Source organism: Pelagibius marinus (assembly GCF_014925385.1).
Classification (GTDB): Bacteria; Pseudomonadota; Alphaproteobacteria; order Kiloniellales; family Kiloniellaceae; genus Pelagibius; species Pelagibius marinus.
Map to the genome: position 1 here is coordinate 14,470 of NZ_JACSDK010000024.1, position 17,853 is coordinate 32,322.

Annotated in this window: 15 protein-coding genes and 1 pseudogene; 13 read left to right on the top strand and 3 right to left on the bottom strand. The window is 60.0% G+C overall.

The genetic code is table 11. The features are described from left to right. Position 1: 1 nt before the first annotated feature. From H7X47_RS25345 to H7X47_RS25380, 8 genes and pseudogenes are all read left to right on the top strand, one after another. Complete coding sequence (locus H7X47_RS25345) at positions 2–2,248, top strand: hybrid sensor histidine kinase/response regulator (protein WP_227010810.1); 2,247 nt, start codon at positions 2–4, stop codon at positions 2,246–2,248. A gap of 543 nt (positions 2,249–2,791) precedes the next feature. After that, a complete protein-coding gene (locus H7X47_RS25350) occupies positions 2,792–3,370 on the top strand; it encodes a hypothetical protein (RefSeq protein ID WP_193371580.1) in 579 nt (192 codons plus the stop codon). A 220-nt stretch (positions 3,371–3,590) separates the two neighbouring features. After that, a complete protein-coding gene (locus H7X47_RS25355) occupies positions 3,591–4,016 on the top strand; it encodes a hypothetical protein (RefSeq protein WP_193371581.1) in 426 nt (141 codons plus the stop codon). A gap of 41 nt (positions 4,017–4,057) precedes the next feature. Further along, the gene (locus tag H7X47_RS25360) at positions 4,058–5,191 is read left to right on the top strand and encodes a hypothetical protein (RefSeq protein ID WP_193371582.1); all 1,134 of its coding nucleotides are present in this window, start codon (positions 4,058–4,060) and stop codon (positions 5,189–5,191) included. A 1,138-nt stretch (positions 5,192–6,329) separates the two neighbouring features. Then, positions 6,330–6,458 (top strand): annotated as a pseudogene (locus H7X47_RS26020) (IS481 family transposase); the annotation flags it as partial. A 333-nt stretch (positions 6,459–6,791) separates the two neighbouring features. After that, on the top strand, positions 6,792–7,559 hold the full coding sequence (locus H7X47_RS25370) for an IclR family transcriptional regulator (RefSeq protein WP_193371584.1): 768 nt from the start codon (positions 6,792–6,794) through the stop codon (positions 7,557–7,559). Positions 7,560–7,663: 104 nt separating this feature from the next. Continuing rightward, complete coding sequence (locus tag H7X47_RS25375) at positions 7,664–8,455, top strand: SDR family oxidoreductase (protein ID WP_193371585.1); 792 nt, start codon at positions 7,664–7,666, stop codon at positions 8,453–8,455. A gap of 46 nt (positions 8,456–8,501) precedes the next feature. Further along, positions 8,502–9,236, top strand: a complete 735-nt coding sequence (locus H7X47_RS25380) for an SDR family oxidoreductase (RefSeq protein WP_193371586.1) — start codon at positions 8,502–8,504, stop codon at positions 9,234–9,236. Positions 9,237–9,461: 225 nt separating this feature from the next. Here the strand turns inward: H7X47_RS25380 and H7X47_RS25385 are convergent, their stop codons facing one another. After that, positions 9,462–10,337 carry a LysR family transcriptional regulator gene (locus H7X47_RS25385; protein ID WP_193371587.1) on the bottom strand — a complete coding sequence of 292 codons (876 nt, stop codon included), beginning with the start codon at positions 10,335–10,337 and terminating at the stop codon, positions 9,462–9,464. A 119-nt stretch (positions 10,338–10,456) separates the two neighbouring features. On the opposite strand from H7X47_RS25385, the gene H7X47_RS25390 reads away from it, so the two are divergent. Further along, positions 10,457–11,038 (top strand): GlcG/HbpS family heme-binding protein, encoded by a 582-nt coding sequence (locus tag H7X47_RS25390; RefSeq protein ID WP_193371588.1) that lies wholly within the window; start codon positions 10,457–10,459, stop codon positions 11,036–11,038. A gap of 234 nt (positions 11,039–11,272) precedes the next feature. Here H7X47_RS25390 and H7X47_RS25395 read toward each other — a convergent pair whose 3' ends face one another. Next, the gene (locus tag H7X47_RS25395; RefSeq protein WP_193371589.1) at positions 11,273–11,836 is read right to left on the bottom strand and encodes a 3-isopropylmalate dehydratase small subunit; all 564 of its coding nucleotides are present in this window, start codon (positions 11,834–11,836) and stop codon (positions 11,273–11,275) included. Next, the gene (locus H7X47_RS25400) at positions 11,829–13,103 is read right to left on the bottom strand and encodes a 3-isopropylmalate dehydratase large subunit (RefSeq protein WP_193371590.1); all 1,275 of its coding nucleotides are present in this window, start codon (positions 13,101–13,103) and stop codon (positions 11,829–11,831) included. Before H7X47_RS25400 ends, H7X47_RS25395 begins: the two co-directional genes overlap by 8 nt. 114 nt (positions 13,104–13,217) lie before the next feature. Between H7X47_RS25400 and dctP the strand changes: the two genes are divergently transcribed. From dctP to H7X47_RS25420, 4 genes are read left to right on the top strand one after another with little or no spacing between them, the layout of a single operon-like run. Next, complete coding sequence (gene dctP, locus H7X47_RS25405; protein ID WP_193371591.1) at positions 13,218–14,231, top strand: TRAP transporter substrate-binding protein DctP; 1,014 nt, start codon at positions 13,218–13,220, stop codon at positions 14,229–14,231. A 20-nt stretch (positions 14,232–14,251) separates the two neighbouring features. After that, positions 14,252–14,809 (top strand): TRAP transporter small permease, encoded by a 558-nt coding sequence (locus tag H7X47_RS25410; RefSeq protein WP_193371592.1) that lies wholly within the window; start codon positions 14,252–14,254, stop codon positions 14,807–14,809. A gap of 15 nt (positions 14,810–14,824) precedes the next feature. Further along, positions 14,825–16,132 carry a TRAP transporter large permease gene (locus H7X47_RS25415; RefSeq protein WP_193371593.1) on the top strand — a complete coding sequence of 436 codons (1,308 nt, stop codon included), beginning with the start codon at positions 14,825–14,827 and terminating at the stop codon, positions 16,130–16,132. A 16-nt stretch (positions 16,133–16,148) separates the two neighbouring features. After that, positions 16,149–16,751 carry an RraA family protein gene (locus tag H7X47_RS25420; protein WP_193371594.1) on the top strand — a complete coding sequence of 201 codons (603 nt, stop codon included), beginning with the start codon at positions 16,149–16,151 and terminating at the stop codon, positions 16,749–16,751. Positions 16,752–17,853: the final 1,102 nt, after the last annotated feature.

Here is a 17,853-nt window from a genome sequence, read left to right on the forward strand (position 1 = left end):
CTTGCTGGTAGACCCCAACGATTCCGTCGAGCTGCAGCAGAAGAAGCTGCTCAAGATCACCTCCGTGCTGATGCGGCGCGTGGAACAGGCGACAAACGAAAGCGGCGCCGCCTATGCCCACTTCCACCGCGCCCTCATGCTGGAAGAAGAGGTTCGCGCGCGCACGGCGGACCTGGAACAGACTCTCGAACTGCTGAACCAGTCGAACGCGGAGCTGTCGAGAGCGACGGCCGCCGCCGAGCGCGCGCGGGCGGACCTGTCCAATGCCCTGGAGGCTGTGCAGGAGGGTTTCGCTATTTTCAATGCCGACGACGTCATGGTCATGTGCAACAGCCGCTTCGGCATGCACATGCCTGATGTCAGGCAGGCGCTGCAGCCCGGGCTGACCTTCCAGGAGTTCGTGCGCGTGGTCAGCCACAGCCCCTTCCTGGCCCTGCCGGACGGTGAAACGCCGGAAAGCTGGGCCCGCAAGCGCAAGCGCAAGCACCGGGAAAGCCACGTCAATTTCAATGTCAGGGTCGCCCAGGACCGCTGGATCCAGGTCAGCGAACACCGGACGCCGGATCAAGGGACGGCGATCCTGCAGACCGACGTGACCGACATGATCCGGCTGGAGCGGCGGGAAAGAGACAAGCTGCTGGACGACCAGGCGCGGCTGATCCGGGCGACCCTGGACCACATCAACCAGGGGATCTGCATCTTCGACAGCGAGCACCGCCTTGCCGGCTCGAACACGCGTTTCGGTGAGCTGCTGCATCTACCCATGAGCCTCCTGCGTGTCGGCCGGAGCTTCGAGCACCTCTTCGAGCACATCGGCGGAGACCTGGCCTTTCCTGACGGTCAGTCGCTTTCGACGCTGACCGATTGGGTGAACCATGGTGGCGGCCGGTTGCCGCTTTCCCTGGAGGCCAAGCATCAGGGCCGCACCTATCTCGACGTCTCCGGCCAGGAGATGCCGGACGGTGGTTTCGTGATCAGCTTCACCGACGTCACCGCCGAGCGCGAGGCGATAGAAGCGCTCTCGGCGATCAACGAGACCCTGGAACAGCGGGTGCTGGAGCGCACCCTGGCGCTGGAGGACGCGCTGCAGGAAGCGGAGCGCGCCAATGCCTCCAAGTCGCGCTTCGTCGCCGCCGCCAGCCATGACCTGCTGCAGCCGCTGTCGGCGGCCAAGCTGTTCATCTCCTCCCTGGAGGAGATGGCACTCGGCGAGGGGGCCCGCCTGACCGCCCAGAAGGCCAGCAGCGCCCTCGGCAGCGTGGAGGCGATCCTCGGCGCGCTGCTCGACATTTCAAAACTCGACTCGGGCCGCGCGGCCGTCGAGGTCACGGCCTTTCCGATAGACCAGATCCTGGGACCGCTGCGCGATGAGTTCGAGCCCCTGGCCCAGCAGAAGGGCCTCACCCTGACGGTCATGGACTGCAAGCTCATGGTAGAGAGCGATCCGGCCTACCTGCGGCGAATTCTTCAGAACCTGATCGCCAACGCCATCCGCTATACCAAGTCGGGCAGAGTGCTGGTCGGCACCCGCCGGCAGGCATCGAGCCTGACGCTGCAGGTCTGGGACAGCGGTCCCGGTATTCCGGAAGACCAGCAAGACGTCATCTTCAAGGAGTTCCAGCGCCTCGACACAACCGAGTGCGCGGGCGAGAGCGCAGGCGTCGGCCTGGGCCTCGCCATCGTCGAGCGTGCCTGCACCCTGCTCGGCCATGCGTTGTCCCTGCGCTCACAGCCGGGGCGCGGCACCGCCTTCTTCGTGACCGTTCCCAGAGCCGCCGGTGCGGCGCCGGCGAGAACCATCCAGCGCCGCATCGACCCGGCGGACGGCCAGGACGCGGCGGATCTCATCGCGCTGGTGATCGAGAACGACCGCGGCATGCGCGACGCCATGACGACACGACTCGAGAACTGGGGCATCAGTGTGTTCGACGTTGCCGGCCAGGCCGAAGCCGTGGCTTTGCTGCAGGACGTCGGAGTCGCACCGGATGTGCTGCTCGTCGACTACCAACTGGACGGCGGCGAGGATGGTATTTCCGCAATTAAGGAGATCCGCAGGCTGTTCGGCGACATTCCGGCGGCCCTCGTGACCGCCAACAGGTCCAGCGAACTGCGCCACGCCTGCCAGTCCACAGAAATCCACTACCTGAACAAGCCGGTCGAGTCAGACGCCCTGCGCCAGTTTCTTGTTACGGTGCGTCCACGGGCTGCCTTGACCGACGGCCAGCCGGCACTCCTCTCCGCGCCGTGAGGCAATGAACACAGAGGCCAGCGCCATACCATCCCGTTCCTGCGAATCAAAACACCCCGCCGTTTGGCGGGGTGTCTTGTTGGTTGCGGGGGCACGCAACCAACTGTGCCGAAACTCGTAACTTGGGCGCACCCAAAATCGCACATTCGCTTGCTGAAACAGCGAGCACGATACGCTTCGCAAATTGCTCCTCAACTGCCCATGAAAGATCGTCCCGACATAGCGCCTCGTCGTTTGTGTGAGACCTGGAGCGAGAGGCGATATCGTCGGTCAATCCAGATTGTCGCTCTCTGACGCGTTGGGGTTGGAAACTGGAGTCTTAACGTCATTGATCTTGCGAGTATGGCAATTTGGGTAGCCAGCTCTTGGCCCGATATGGTGTCGCTGACACGGCGAACGTCGCCTCTGACTTTTCGACCAAGGCACAGACTTGGCGACACTGTCAGCATCTGAGATATTAAACTGTGCGTTGCATCTCCTGCGTCATCGGGAGTGCAACAGAAGTCAAGAGATCCATCTTGTCGCGCAGGTAATGGGGGGCTTTTGAAGAGCAAGCTTCGCTTCCCCGTAATGAACAGCGTAGAGCGCGGCATGGAATTGACTCGCGACTACCAGGCCCTTCGGTGGTGGGTGATGTTGCCCCTCTTTGCCTTTCTCTTTCTGATGAACCTCCCGATTTTCATCGTCTTTGGTCTTGCCTGGGCAGCGCTACCGGCCCTGCCGGACCTCTCTATTCTCCTCCACATCCTCCCCGGCGTCCGACAGACTTACGAGAATTTTGCTGCTTGCGGCCGGGCTGATCTCGGATCTCTCTATGCCGGACTTCAGATTTTCAGCATGACGGGCGCCGTCGTCCTGGACGTGGCACTGATACGGGCATTGGCTTGGCTGCTCCCGATCTATCGGACCAAGAAACTGATCGGCAAGAAGATTGTCAGGCGAACTGCCGCATCCGCGTTTTGGTGCTTTCTCATCGCGGGCGGCATCATCTTCTTCGATTTCGAGGCCTTTGCCTGTGACCATGTCAGTGACCGAAATTCCGGCATAAGCGTCATGCTTTCTCTCTCGGCGGCACTGTTTTCCATGCTTGCGTCGCGGGCTTTACGCAACCCTCAACTCTAGCCGAGAACGAGGGTCCCCGCGCAAAGCCATATAGGCTTGGAAGGAGGGATTCTCACCGGGAGAGTTGCGGGGCCCCGCCCGTCTGCACCTCCCTACCACCCAGTAGTCTGGCGCCTTTTTCGGTTGAAATTCACCAAGGCGTGCCACTACTTACAGGTCATCGCCAGTGGCTGCGTTGACGCAGTCGTTCGCGACTGCAGACTTGGCTCGGGAGCAATTTATGGAAGTTTCGCCGTGGACAAAGGCCGTGTGGACCTTCTTCAGTATGCCCCGGATGTACTTCGGGTCGCTCACCACTTCGACAGACTTCTCGGTCCTTGCCTGGCCAGGCACCATCGGACTCGTCCTTGCCGCTTTCGCGGCAATCTGGTGGGGGCGATTTGGTCTCCTGTGGTTCCTGCCTCTCTTTCTGCTGAGCCAGGTCCTCGTCTCTGCTGCGCAGCTGTTCAACAGCGAGGTCTATGGATATCCGCTGTTCGCGCTGCTGGGCGCCTTTCTGCTGTTCCAGTTCGGCATCGCCGGCTACCTGATCATCCACCTGAAGGGCTCCCGGATCGCCGCCGCGCTGCTGTCGCTCTTCACGGTCTCTTATGCGCTTGCTGTACTCATCCCGGCCGCCTTCGTGTTCAGTGACAGCTACCTCTGACGAACTGAGGCAAAGGTGGCGCCAGCTAGCGAGAGACGAACGTGTCTGACCTGATCAGTGGAACATACCAGCTCGACAAAGTGACCGGATCGCTGCGTCACCTTTTCACCGGGCAGGGGATCGCTCGCAAGAGAGACGGCTCGGAAGCTGCGCAGTGGTTCGAGTACTCCGACGCCGACGTGACTGTCCCCTTCGCTGTCGACCTGACGAGCCAGGCTCGACCAAACGCGAAATTCTTTTCTGCCTGGGTGGATTTCAGTCGGCCGGAAAGCGCGGTTGTGTCCGAAAGCTACGGCCTCTGGCGCAGGATGGCTCTCTTCCTGCTCGAAAGCCTCAGCGTCTGGTATCTGAAGCGCAAGCCGGAGACCGACTTCCTCGGCGGCGTCAAAGTCATCGGCGGCTGGGAGAACGGCATCTGGAATCCTGCTTCATTCATGGTAGCGACAATTCGCAACGCGGAAGATGCGGTTCCTTCGTCCCCCGCGCCGGACGGTATCGAGTACGCCTCACTGTGTCCGCTCGACAAGCAGCCGCTACCGTGGCGCTATGTCCCCTGTGATGCGCCGAAAGCGGAAGTGAATCTGAAGGCCGTGGTCGGCGCCAACGATATACCCGTTCTCGTCTCGGATCAGCCAATCGAGAAGCAGATAGGCGGAGGTCCGTACTTTGCGCGGCAGGACGGCAAGGCATTCCTGTTCCACCGATTCGTGAAGGCGAACTTCTCGCGCGGCGAGGATTACGCGCCGTTGCCGTACTATGGCTACGCCAATGGGGATTGCGCATTCACGCTGCGGGCCAGTAGAAACTACGGCGTGGACAGCGTGTCTGGTCCGATCCTGCTGCGGCCGGACGTTGCTTTCGAGAAGTGCTTTCGAACCAGGTCACGGTCCAGTGATCGGCCTGGATCGTGGCTGATTGATCTCCAGCCTGGGCTCTGGAATGAACTGATTGTCGAGCTGATCGACGTCAAGGCGGCGGCTCGTTCGTTGGGGCCTTTCCCTGTGATCCGGGAGTACGATCAGCACAACCTTCGCTGGTTCGCCGAAAGGTTCCCTGGAGAAGAGCACAGCTGGAAAGGCATCTCCTTCGGAAGCTATATCGATCACGTTTCCGTCTATGGTCATCGGCCCCGGGGCCTCTACTTCGGGATCATCGATATCCGGCTTCAGCCGTGAGGCGATCAAGCGTTCGGTGAATGCCGCCTTGCCGATGCTGGCCCCAAACACTGATCTTGCCGGATAGCGTTAAACCCTCTGAATTGCGGCGAAGATGCTCACCGCACAGCGATAGCTGGTAAGGCCGCAGGCCTGGTCGTCACGGCGGCACAGGGTCTCGCGTTCATGCCTGGGCGGTTCCGGTAACCGTCCCGATCAGCGAGTAGATGGCCGCGGCCCGTGCGCCGCCCCTACCGCCCTGCTTCCGGGCACAGAAAAACGGCTTAGCCTTTTGTGGCTAAGCCGTTGATTTAATTGGTTGCGGGGGCAGGATTTGAACCTGCGACCTTCAGGTTATGAGCCTGACGGCGGCAGTCCACTATGACATTGAGATTCAAAGATTTCCCTAAGACGGATGATAACCTTGTGCCACCCATATGCCACGGCGCGCCACTGGACGCCCTCATCCATGAGGCGCACACGCAAACACCGAGACCGACATTCCCTTAGGCGTAAGCTTGAATACATTCGTAATCATCGAGGTCTGCTAGCCGGCGGAAGCCGGACCAACGCGGTCAGCCTGCTCACTTCCGCAAAGTGCCAATTCCCGACGTTCAGCATGTCTGACGTCAGTGCCAAAGGGAAGCTTTCCCCGGCTTTCGCTCGGGCTATGCGCCGCGGCAGGCCGGCAGCCTGAGGCCGAAAGCTATTTTCAACATTTCTATGAGCTTGCCCCCTCGGCGTAAAGCAGCCGCACGGCGCTACCGTACCCAGGATGCCCGTCCAAATACTTATGCCGCGCTTCCAGGGACCATACCATTCCGACTTCGACCCTCGGCAACTGCGCCGTTGACCTGCATCAAGGTGAGCAGCGGCCTGATTTGGTTAAGGGGGTAAAGTCACGACCGACGGAGATGGCCGGAGTTGCGCAGTCGGTCGCCCTGGGACCGCCCGCGTGCGTACTTGGGGGTGAGGCCGCCGTCGGCCGAAGGCAGCTGCGCCTTGTCGTAGTCCTGGTGTTCTGTGACGGTAATCACCTGACAGTCGGCTAGCGCCGGACCGCCCCCCTAATGAGGTCGGCGGACCGGTGGTGGCCATGCCGTTCCTGATTGGAGTCAGGGTCGTTTTGCCAAACGTCCGACCCGATCAGGGGATCAATATGACCACCGACCAGAAGGTAGCACAGCGCAAGCTCTCCATGCTCGGGCTTGCCGCCGAGTTCAACTACGTCTCCAGGGCCTCCCGGATCATGGGCTACAGTCGCCAGCAGTTCTGCGAGATCCACCGCAAGCCCATCAGGAATCCGGCCACACTGCACCTGGCAGGCTCTTACCAAACCCGACCTCGCGCAGGCGCGAACAAATCTCTTTCCTGGTTGGATAGCGGATTGCTATACGTTGACCTTCAGATATAGCGTTTTACCCGAGCGGGCACTGGGCGAATTGATGCGCCGCTGGAAACGAGATTGTCTTGTGAGATCGTAGGGGAATCGGAGATTGCAGCAGCGAGGCCATAATGGCTTCCTGCATCCAGCATTAGGAGGCAGTGCCGGCAGCGATGGTCCGCCGCCGTCTCGTTAAATGTTCATCATGGACAAGCTCCCGGACAACCGAAGAGAAGAATGGCCAAATCTGCGGTAAGAACTCTTGAGATCCTCGAGGCTGTGGCCAAATCCGGCGTGGGAATGTCTCACGGAGAGATATCAAAGGCCCTGGGTATCCCGAAGAGCAGTATGACCGCTCTTCTCAAGGATCTTACACAATCCCGCTATCTTGAGTTCGACGAGTCGACCGGCTTATTCCGACTCGGCCCACAAATCCTTGTTCTCTCAAATGCCTATCTGCGCAATTTCGACCCCATCCGACGTGTGGTGCCGGAGGTTGCGCAGCTGGCCCGCAGCCTTGGTGAGACCGCCCATATCGCCATTCTCGATGGCGACGACATTCTTGTCGTGCACCACGAGTTGGGACGGCATGTCCTTTCGGCAGTCATGCGTATCGGAGACCGCGCTCCGGCAATTCTCACCGCCGCGGGACGGGCGATGCTCGCCTTCTTTGATCCCCGCGAGCAGAGGCGGCACCTAAAGACGGCCAAAAAGTTAGGATACACGCTGGATCCCGACACTGTGACGGATTTGGCCGATATTGCCGCGGGCGCTGTCAGCGAAGTGCGGGACACCCTGTTCGATGGCCTGAGCGCCTGTGCGATACCGCTCTTCGGTCCTGCATCGGCGCTGCCTTTCGGATCGATCAGCGTTGCGCTTCCTTCTTCGCGCCTGAACGCTAAATCGCGGAAGCTGATCCACAATGCGCTGAAACCCTTGCAGGATCAGTACGCTCCCGAGTACTCCGACCATGAGGAATCGGAGAGATCACGTATGAGAACTTAGTTTCTATAGTTGAACTTTTCTCCCAATCACGCTATTGCGTTACTCGACATCAAACGCTGGGTGCGATCTACCGCGGCCGGCGCGCACTTCACGTCGAGAGCGATATGCTGGATGCATCAGAGGAGCGGATAGCTGATCTCACAGGAGGCGATCAGCTTTTACTTGGAAATCTCGCGCTCATAACCGGAGCCTCGAGCGGAATCGGAAGAGCAGTTGCGGTGCGGCTGGCTGGTCTTGGTGCCCGTATTGTCGCCCTTGGGCGGCGCGAGGAAGCGCTGAAAGGCCTTTGCGAGGAGATCGACGCAAGCGCCGGCGGACAACCGGAAAACTCCTCACGCTACTTCGTCGGCGACGTGCGTGATGGTCCTTTCCTCGACAGCGTTTTGCGAGCATTGGGGGCCATCGACATCTTGGTCACCACGGCCGGCGTCGTTGTACCCGCGCCGTTTCTTGAGGCCGATCCCAACGATTGGCGCGCGATGTTGGAGACCAACGTTCTGGCGGCTATGTCGGTATGTCAGAAGGTTTCCCGGCAACTGGTGGATAGCAAGCGCCGCGGCCAGATTATCCTGATCGGTTCGGCGCTTTCATCGAGACCCACGGCCAACGCAGCTGCCTATTCTGCTTGTAAGGCGGCGGTAAGCATGTTCGGCCGATCATTGAGGCTGGAACTTGCGCCCCACGGCATCCGAGTGACCGAGATTTCGCCGGGACTGGTGGGAGACACCGACTTCAAGCGCTACAACAACCATCCCGCTCTGGCGCGGCAGTTTGACGAACGACCTTATAAGCCGATCTCATCTCGAGACGTGGCGCGCTCTGTTGCGTACGCGTTGACCAGTCCGCCGGGAGTCGGCGTCGATTTCCTTGAACTTATGCCGGAAGGGCAATTTTGAAATTGCTGGCTACAGGCTCCGGCAGTTGCCGGATGGGGATTCATTGATGTCAGAACATGCCAGATCACCGGTTGAGGGCAAAATCGTCCTGGTGACCGGCGCTACCAGTGGAATTGGCCGGGCGACGGCGCTCTTGCTAGCCAAAGAAGGAGCAGAGGTTGTCGCGACAGGCCGCCGCGAAGAGTTGCTACACTCGCTCCGATCAGAAGGCGGCCCGGGAATTCGCACCATCCGGGGGGATCTGAAGGACAAAGACCATATAAAGGATCTCGTTCGGCAAAGCGGGCCTATAGATGTCCTCATCAACAATGCCGGCATATCTCAAAACGCACCGTTTCTGGAAGGTGACATGGACTTCTGGGACAATGTGATCGAGACCAATATTTCGGCCACCTTCCGGCTTACACAGGAGGTGCTGCGCGGCATGGTTGAGAGAGGAAGCGGCCATGTCGTCAATGTTTCGAGCGTCGTCGCCCGCCAGGTCTTTCCCAATGTCGCCGTTTATTCGGCAACCAAGCACGCCCTGGCTGCCTTCTCCGAAGCGCTGCGCCTTGAATTTCACAGCAAGGGCATTCGCGTTTCAGAGGTCGCTCCCGGGCTGGTTGGTGATACCGACTTTCTTCGATACACCGAGAACCCGACCTTCCTGAATGGCATCAAGTCGAGGCCTTACAAGCCGATTGCGTCCACGGATGTCGCCAGAACCATACTTTGCGCCCTGACGACGACGGGGGCCACAGATGTCAGCTTGTTGGAAGTACGCCCCATGGGGCAACCTTGACAGGGAGCAGGGTGATTCCGGAGGCGTCTCATGACGCGCAGGCGGCGCCCGTCTCGACCACGGCGCAGCCGCTGCCGCATTGCCAGGTGGCACCCAAATGCTTTTCTCTTGCCGCAGGCCTGCAATACCACGCGGCGGATCCGGGACGCCGCGGGGGTCCGGGCAAGGGCCAATCAACAGAGTTTTCCCGTCGCAACTGGCATGCCCGATCGCGCCCCTATGCGATCAAACCTCGCGGAAAATCGCGATTACGGATTGAACCTCCGGTCGAACCTCACCTTTGTGCCATGCAATGGCGACCGGCAGTTCGGGAAGCTTCTCAGCAACGGGTATGAAGACCACATTTGCTGGGGCGGTCCGAACCATGCTTTGCGCAACCAAGCCGGCCCCTATGCCGGCCGATATCAGTCCCAACATGCTTGTCATAGGGGAGACTTCGCTGACGATTTTGGGGTCGACTCCCGCCCGGCGGAAGGCAGAAAGGATACCATCGTGAAGACTTGGCCCGATGGAACGAGGGGCAATCAGGAATGGCAGATCCTTGAGGTCTCCGAGCGTCAACTCCTGACGCGCGGCGATGGGCCAGCCGGATTGCACCGCCAGCACCATTGGGATCGGCTCAAGGTCATGGAAAGCCAGGCTTGGCTCGCAAAGCGGCGGATGCAAAAAGCCGATATCCAGGCGTCCGTTAGCCAAAGCTCGTTCCTGGGTCGGTGAGGGAATCTCTTCGACCTCGACCCCGACCTGCGGCAGGCTAGACTGAATCCTGCGCAGAATCGCCGGCATATTGCTGTTCAAGACGACCTGGGTATAGCCGATGCGAACGCGCCTTTGTCGTCGGCGTACCGCATCCTTCGCTTCCGCAACGGCCGCTCGCGCCTGATTGACGATGTCTCGTGCCCGGCGCGCTAGGTCGCAGGCTATCGCAGTGGCACGAACCGCTCCCGATGTCCGGTCGAATAGCCGGGAGCCAAGCTCCGCTTCTGCCTTCGCGATCCTTTGGCTAAGCGCCGACTGAGAAATACAGAGCCTTTCCGCGGCACGGCCGAAGTGCTCTTCTTCGACCAACATGATGATGCATTCGAATGTTCGTAAATCCATTTCTACCTCATCAGTTCCCCTTATCGTGAGTTCATCTCATCGAATTGGACGGCGCTTCTCCCTGATGCAATCCTCTTCGCCACTCAAGTATTGCCCGCAATCAAGTGGAGACGTTCAGTATGAAGGCAACAAAGGCCTGGCTTGGTGATATAGCCAAATTCGAAAGGCGGAGGTTCAAGGCTTCCTCGGTAGCCGCGGCGGGAATTGCCGCCCTTGGATTGCTTTTGGCTCCGATGGAGCTGCTGGCGGACACACCTGTTCCCAATACCTTTCCGCTTCCCTATGGGCCCGACATCGGGCAATCCTGCGCGACGGCGGCGCTGAACGCGTCGCTCGATCATGCCAGGGCCAACAACTTGAACGTCACCGTGGCAGTGGTCGACACCTCCGGTCGTGTCGTGGTGTTGAGCCGCATGGACAACGCGCACAAGGCCGGCGTGGATTTCGCTATCGAAAAGGCGCTCTCGGCCGCGCTTTACAAGCGCTCGACTAAGATCTTCTCTGATGCTCTCGCCGGCGGGCGCCAGGCAATCCTCGGATTTATGAACCTTCATGTTCATGCTGCCGAGGGCGGAGAGGTTCTGGTCATCAAGGACGAGATCGTCGGTGGCATCGGCGCAGCCGGGGCTACTCAACAGCAGGACCGTGCGATCGCGAACGCAGGCGTTCAGGTTGCATCCAGCTGCGCCTCTGCGCGTTGAATCGCGGTTGACTTCTTGGCGAACGCCAAGGGCCGCCGCATGGCCGAGCGGGCAGGAGCGCCCGGCTGTGCGTCTCCCGATCGGAAGCCGTAGGCGGCGGCCTAGTGTCCTTGCTGTTCGGCCAAGCTCCATTTCCTCCTATGACCCCTCGTCCCTGGTTGGCAGGCTGCCGGCTCGAAAGGCCGGCAGCCGTCGACTCCCTGCGCCAGCGTCTCCGGTAAGGCGGGCTGGTCATCAGGGCGGCGGTGGCGCCGCTTCTGCCCACCCCCGGCGGAAAAGCAGTCTCCATCCGCCGCCCGCCACGATGGTCCGCAACGCTTCTGGAAGCGGAGAATAGTGGCTAGTCCAACCGGTTGAGAGATTCGACACCTCCCCGGTTTCAAAATTCACACGCAGCCTGTCTCCCTGCCCGACGTGCTTGCGCACCGCCGGGCAGTTGGGCAGGAACGCGAGCCCGGCGTTGACCGCGTTGCGAAAGCTGCCGCTGGAGATTGATTCGCAAATCAGCCCGAGTTCCAGTCCTTTCAGCCCCAACAGACCTTGGATGTGGGGGTTGCCTTGGGCGAACCGCCTCCCGGCGACGACGATGTCGCCGGGCGCCACCTTCTTGTGAAAGTCGGGATCGAGCTGCTCAAAGGTGTGTCGGGCGAGGACATCGAGGCGCGTCTCCCGCTTGAGCGCGAACTCCAGGGGCATCAGGTCCCCGTCCACGCCAACTTCGTCACCGAAGATCCAAGCACGTCCTTCGTAGGTCCAGCGAAACGCTGAATGTGGCCCGGCGCTCGTGGGCTCAGACATTCGCCACCTCCGTCAGAAACTCGCGCGGGTCGCTGATGGCCCCCGAGATGCAGGAAGCAGCAACGGTGGCGGAGCTGGCGATGTAAATCCGCGCATCCGTCGAGCCGAGGCGGCCAAAATCATTGCGGGTGCCTGTATTGAGGGATACCTCTCCCTCCGCCGTGGGACCGATCCGGCCCCCGGCACAGGCGCCGCACCCCGGCGCCGTGACAACCGCACCGGCTTCAGCAAAAATCTCCATCAGTCCTTCTCGCGCGGCTTGGACCGCAATTTGCTGGGTGGCCGGCGTGACGAAGAGCCGGACATCGGAATGCACCTGCCTTCCCTCAAGGATGCGCGCTGCAGTTCGCATATCCGACAGCATCCCTGCCGCACAGGACCCGATGAAGGCATGTTGGAACCGTGTTCCTTTCACGTCGGACAAGGGCACGGAAAGATCCGGTCTCGGCGGCTTCGCAACCTGCGGCTCTATGCCGCCGAGGTCCAACTCGATGACCTCCGCCCAGTCCGCATCATCGTCGCTGCTTTGGGCGAGCGAGATGTCTATGCCTCTAAGGGCGCAGTGGGCAAGGCAGATGTCGTCCGGGGAGATAAAGCCCGTGCGTGCGCCAACCTCCATCGGGGTGTTCACCAGCACGAAGCGGTCGTCGATGCTGAACCGCTTCAGCGCCGGGCCCGAGAACTCGACAACGGCATCGTCAAAAATTTCCGCGTCGTAGGCGCTGATGAGGTATTGGGCCACGTCCCTCGCGTAGACGCCTTTGGCCAGGTCTCCCGTCAGATCGATCCTGACGCTACGAGGCACTTCCAACCACACGGAGCCGCAGGCTGCCAACTCTGCCACTTCAGTTACAATTGCTGTGGCGAAGCAGCCGATGGCGCCATAGCTTGTGACATGCGTGTCATAACCAGAGGCGAACATGCCCGGACGCGCAAGGCCGATCTCCACGCCGAATATGTGCCCGTTGCCGCCACGGCCGACGTCGAAGAAATGCTCAACCTCGAATCGGCGCGCGATTTCCCGGGTGGCCTTCTGACGAAGTGCGGCCTGCGGAGATACCGCGATCGGTTCGTGATCAGTAAAGAATGCGATCCTTCGTGGATCGTAAAGGGACGTCACGCCGAATTCGGCTAGTGTCTGGCTCATGTTGCACACGTACCAGTCGTGCACCGTCACCAGTTCTGCCACGGGAAAGATTAGTTCTCCCCGTTTGACCGGCCGCCCTTCAATCCGTGACAGAATCTTTTCGACCGCAGTCTTGCCCACTTCGTTCCTCCATCACCGTGAATGCCGCTTGACTCATCGGGGCAGGAAGGTATACATCATTCGTTCACTTATTTGAACAATGTTTTTATATAAGAACAACGGGGAGGAAGAACATTGATCAAGATTCGACTTGCTGCGGCGGTGGCAGGCGCCCTCGCGCTGACGGGAGCAGCCTCGGCACAGGAACTGACGCTGAAATATGCGGTTCATACGCCGGAAGCGAACATCATCTCCGAAGGCAACCAGTACTTCGCCGACAGGGTTGCTGAACTCTCGGACGGCCGGATCAAGGTCGAGGTCTATTGGAACCGCGCGCTCGGCAAGCAGCAGGAGATGCTCCCGTTGATATCGGCCGGCGCGGTCGACTTCACCACGTTGGAAACCGCTCAGTACGGCGAAACCCCGCTGATGGGGTTCATGAATACGATATTCCCCGTCCACAGGGACGCCGTGAAGCTCACCGAAATGTCCAATTGGCTTTACCAGCACAGTACGGGTATCAAAGCCGAGTTGGACCGTATCGGCGCCAAGCCGCTGTTTGTACAACACCTGCCTCACTACCAACTTCTATGCACCAAGCCATTCCGCAAGATCGCCGACTTCGACGGCGCGAAACTGCGGGCTTTCGGTGCCTATGTTCCAGTTATGTGGCAGTCGCTCGGGGCAAACGCCGTGAACGTGGTGACCAACGAAATGTACGACGGACTGGACAAAGGGGTGTTCGACTGCACCTTCCTGCCGCCGCCGTTCCTGAACAGCCTGAAGCTCTACGAAGTGGCCAAGTATCTGATCGACGTTCCCTTCGGCATGATCGAGTTTGCGCCCACGCTCGTCTCGACGACGAATTGGAACCAGTGGTCTGCGGAAGATCAGGCGATCATCATGCAGGCTGCCGCCGACGCCGAAATCTATAGCCTCAACAACACCAACGCCAAGTCCGACCAAGCCGTGCAAAGCCTTGTAGCCAACGGCGCCGAGATCGTCCATTTTGAGGAAACGGAGCAACTTCTGGCCTCGGTCCCGGATCTGATGCAGGTATGGCTGAACCGACAGACTGAAGAGGGCCGCGGTGAAGCCGCAGAGCAGATCGTGACCTATGCCCGCAAGGCGCTAGCCGAATCTCAATAGCATAGCGAAGCAATCTGGCCATGAAATCGCAGTCCGAAAACCCGTTTTCCCCTGCCGTTCGTTCCGCATGTCTGGTTTTCGGGCTACTCGACCTCATAGTGCGCGCCCTGACAAAGGGTGCGCTCTATGCCGCTGCTGCCCTCGCCGTTGCGCTGGCACTTCTCGGCACCGCTGAGGTACTCTTTTCCCAGCTGTTCAACCGGGCCATCCCAAGCGCATTCGAATTCCAGGAGGCACTTATGGGTCTTACGGTGTTCGGTGCGCTCGCATCGGTGCAATACTACCGGGCGCACATTTCGGTAGATATCTTCACATCACGGCTGGCTGGCGGCGCAAAGTTCATCGCGGAGCTCATCACGCTCTTGGCCGGTACTCTGCTTTTCACGTTGTTCTCGTGGCAGAGCTATATCTTGGCCATGAGAAGCCTTGCCATTCGCGAGCTTTCCCCGGGGTTTGTGCCCTTTCCACTCTATTTGATTAAGGCCTGCGTTTTTATCTGCTGTCTGATCGGCCTGCTTGAATTCCTGCGACAACTGGTCCGCCATGCAATCGGCCGGGCCGATTCCACCAGTTCCTAGGTCCCCAGAGGGAAGATGTCCGTTGTAGCCATCGGCGGTCTCGCCGCGTTCTCGATCATCGGCCTGTCGTTCATCGGCGTGCCGGTGGGAGTCGCCATCGCGCTTACGGCGGCCGCGGGGATGTACCTCGTGTCCGGTCCCGATTTCATGTTGGTGATGTTTCAAACCATCCCGCTGGCCACGGCCGCTGAGTATTCCTTCGTTGTTGTCCCGACTTTCATACTGATGGGCAACATCGCGAGCGTCTCCGGCATGATCGAAGCGATCTTCAAGTCCGCCGCCAAATGGCTCTCGACAACGCACGGCGGGCTCTTCTACGCAGTCACCGTCGCCTCTGCCGGTTTCGCCGCCGTATCGGGTTCGACAGTGGTCAATGCCGCCGCGTTTTCAAGAATGGCGCTGCCGCATATGAGGCAGCTCGGCTACGACAAGGGGCTCAGTGCAGGCTGCATTGCGGCCGCAGGCACATTCGCCGTCATGATCCCGCCTTCTCTGGGGTTTGTAATCTATGGCATCTTAACGGAAGAATCGGTTGGGCGTCTTTTCGTTGCCGGACTCATTCCGGGCATCGTCACCGTGCTCGGATATTTCCTGGCGCTCAAAGTTCTCCTGCGATTCAAGCCCGACTTGGCTCCGCAGGTCGACGAATTGATTTCTCGCCGGGAACGCCTGCTATCGCTTCGGCCCCTTTGGTCGTTCGGACTGCTTGTCATTGTCATTCTTGGGGGTATCTACGCGGGCCTTTTTTCGCCATCCGCGGCTGGATCGATCGGCGCCACCGGAGCAATCGTCATTGCCTTGTCCCAACGCCGGCTCACCTGGAAAAGCTTTGCCGAGAGCGCCGTGGAAACGGCAAAACTGACCGCTTCAATATTCTTCATTGTGATTGCCGGGTTCATCTTTGCGCGGTTCCTCATCACCTCCGGCTTCATTCCGGAACTGGTCGGCGTGCTCACAGACGTTGGCATCGGCAAGTACCAGTTCCTTGCCATCCTTGTCGTCCTGTACCTGGTGTTGGGTATGTTCATCGATGGCGCCTCGATGGCGGTCATCACGCTTCCCTTCGTCTATCCCATCTCGCAACAACTCGGAATCGATGGCATTTGGCTGGGCGTGCTATTCGTGAAGATGGTGGAAATCGGTGCAATCACTCCGCCCATGGGCATCAACCTATATGCCGCATTGGCAGCGAGCCAAGGGCAACTGAAGCTCACGGAGATCATCCAAGGCGTCGTCCCCTTTGTCATTCTCGAACTCGCCATTTTGCTGCTACTGATCCTCGTTCCGCAGCTCTCCCTTTACCTTCCGAGCACGATGGGCTGAGCCGGAGAGACGCGCCATGTCATTGGATTTTCTTTCCGGCGTTTCAGCGGCCTCGGCGTACGAGGCCAATGCCAAGCGGGGCGCTGCAGGCCCGGGCATCCGCGCCATGGTGGAGAATCTGGAACCCGTTTGCGGCCGCGCCTACACTGTGCGCTGCTGGCCAGGTGATGCCAAAGGATTATGGCAAGCACTTGCCGTCGCGCCGACAGGATCGATTGTTGTTGCCGATATGGGCGGTGCAGCGGAGATTACCGCGCTGGGAAGCGGAACCGCAAAGGCGGCCCTGGCGAGAGGAATCGCAGGCCTTGTCGTCAATGCCGCCGTCCGGGACATTCGCGAACTCCGCCGATTGAAATTGCCGATATTTGCGATGGGCATCAGCGTTCGTGGCACTCACAAGTGCCACGATGGTCAGACGGAAGTCGCTATCTCGATCGGCTTGGCCCTGTGTGAAACCGGCAACATCGTTGTTGCAGATGATGATGGCGTAGTTGTCGTTTCTGCTGCCGAGGAAGCCGCATTCCGTCAGCGCTTACCCGGCCAGCTTGCCAAAGAAGCCGAAATCGACCGGCGCCTTGCCGAAGGCGAGTCTCCGGATTCCGTATTGGGTCTGAGATAGCCAAAATGCCTGTATCGCCGTCCGCTGGGAACGACCGCTGGGGGAACAGGCTCACCGAAACCGTCTGCGCAACGACTCTGCAGCCGGCATCCGGACCGCAGAGCCATGCAGAGGAAAGCCGTCTCCTTTTTGCGTGAGAATGCGGGCTAACTCACTCCAAATGGCCGGGGTTAGCATGTAGTCATAAATCGCCAAGTCGGTTTGGTCGAGCCATCACGCTGATTGGGGCCACCGAGACGGCGCGGCGGCGAGTGAGACCGGCGCAAAGCCCCGCCCGGCACAGCCGGACGGGGCTTTGCGTGGCTGGTCTGAGCGGAAACCGCACCGCGACCCCACCCTTGCCAAGGACAGAGACTGCAGATTGTTCCTGGCCTTACCAGTGATCGTTAGATCGACCACCCAGTCATGAGCTTGGCGGCTTCCATCCCAACTTTCAGGGTTCCGGCCAGGAACCACACAGGAGTCCATAGGCGACAAAGTGTCGGCCTAGATTTTCAAATTTGCTGGGCAAGATCGGTGGGTGGTGAAGATGAGCCAGCGAACGCGCGCGGGACACCCCCCAGGGGTGGGGGGTGCGCCCAGGTGGCGCGGGCACCGTTGAGTCGCGCTGCGCCGGGGGCGAAGTGCAGAATGGTGTGGAGCAGCACGATGTGTCGCCGGCAGATCGCCCAAGCGCCCAGGGGGCAGAGACGCCGGACAAGGCACTGGAGAAACCAGACGAGTCCTCGACTCTATCCGACGCGACCCTGAAGGAGGCGTTTCAGATAGCGCGGGAGGAAGCGGCGGAAAACCACCGAAGGACGGAGATAGCGGATCGCAAGGAGGCTTTGGCGAAGGCGACCAAGCCGGACGGGCCGATTCACTGAGAGCCCCGTCCCTCGGATCGGCCTCCCGGGTGGTTCCCGGCAGGGCCGAAATCGCACCTGCTGCTACCTATTTGCTACCTGGCCTCAGTGGCACCAAAAAGCAAGCGACTGGCATCGCCATCAAGATATTGATTTATTGAGATAAAATGGTGCCCAGGGGCGGAACGCATAAATTGTGCCAAATCAATAGTTTATATATCTGCGGGGTTTGAAAACGCGTACAGCACATCAATATC

Coding starts and splice junctions, on each gene's coding strand:
- H7X47_RS25370 (WP_193371584.1), top strand. CDS start 6,792: ATGGCCAAATCTGCGGTAAGAACTCTTGAGATCCTCGAGGCTGTGGCC.
- H7X47_RS25355 (WP_193371581.1), top strand. CDS start 3,591: ATGGAAGTTTCGCCGTGGACAAAGGCCGTGTGGACCTTCTTCAGTATG.
- H7X47_RS25390 (WP_193371588.1), top strand. CDS start 10,457: ATGAAGGCAACAAAGGCCTGGCTTGGTGATATAGCCAAATTCGAAAGG.
- H7X47_RS25420 (WP_193371594.1), top strand. CDS start 16,149: ATGTCATTGGATTTTCTTTCCGGCGTTTCAGCGGCCTCGGCGTACGAG.
- H7X47_RS25375 (WP_193371585.1), top strand. CDS start 7,664: ATGCTGGATGCATCAGAGGAGCGGATAGCTGATCTCACAGGAGGCGAT.
- H7X47_RS25415 (WP_193371593.1), top strand. CDS start 14,825: ATGTCCGTTGTAGCCATCGGCGGTCTCGCCGCGTTCTCGATCATCGGC.
- H7X47_RS25410 (WP_193371592.1), top strand. CDS start 14,252: ATGAAATCGCAGTCCGAAAACCCGTTTTCCCCTGCCGTTCGTTCCGCA.
- H7X47_RS25385 (WP_193371587.1), bottom strand. CDS start 10,337: ATGGATTTACGAACATTCGAATGCATCATCATGTTGGTCGAAGAAGAG.
- H7X47_RS25395 (WP_193371589.1), bottom strand. CDS start 11,836: ATGTCTGAGCCCACGAGCGCCGGGCCACATTCAGCGTTTCGCTGGACC.
- H7X47_RS25380 (WP_193371586.1), top strand. CDS start 8,502: ATGTCAGAACATGCCAGATCACCGGTTGAGGGCAAAATCGTCCTGGTG.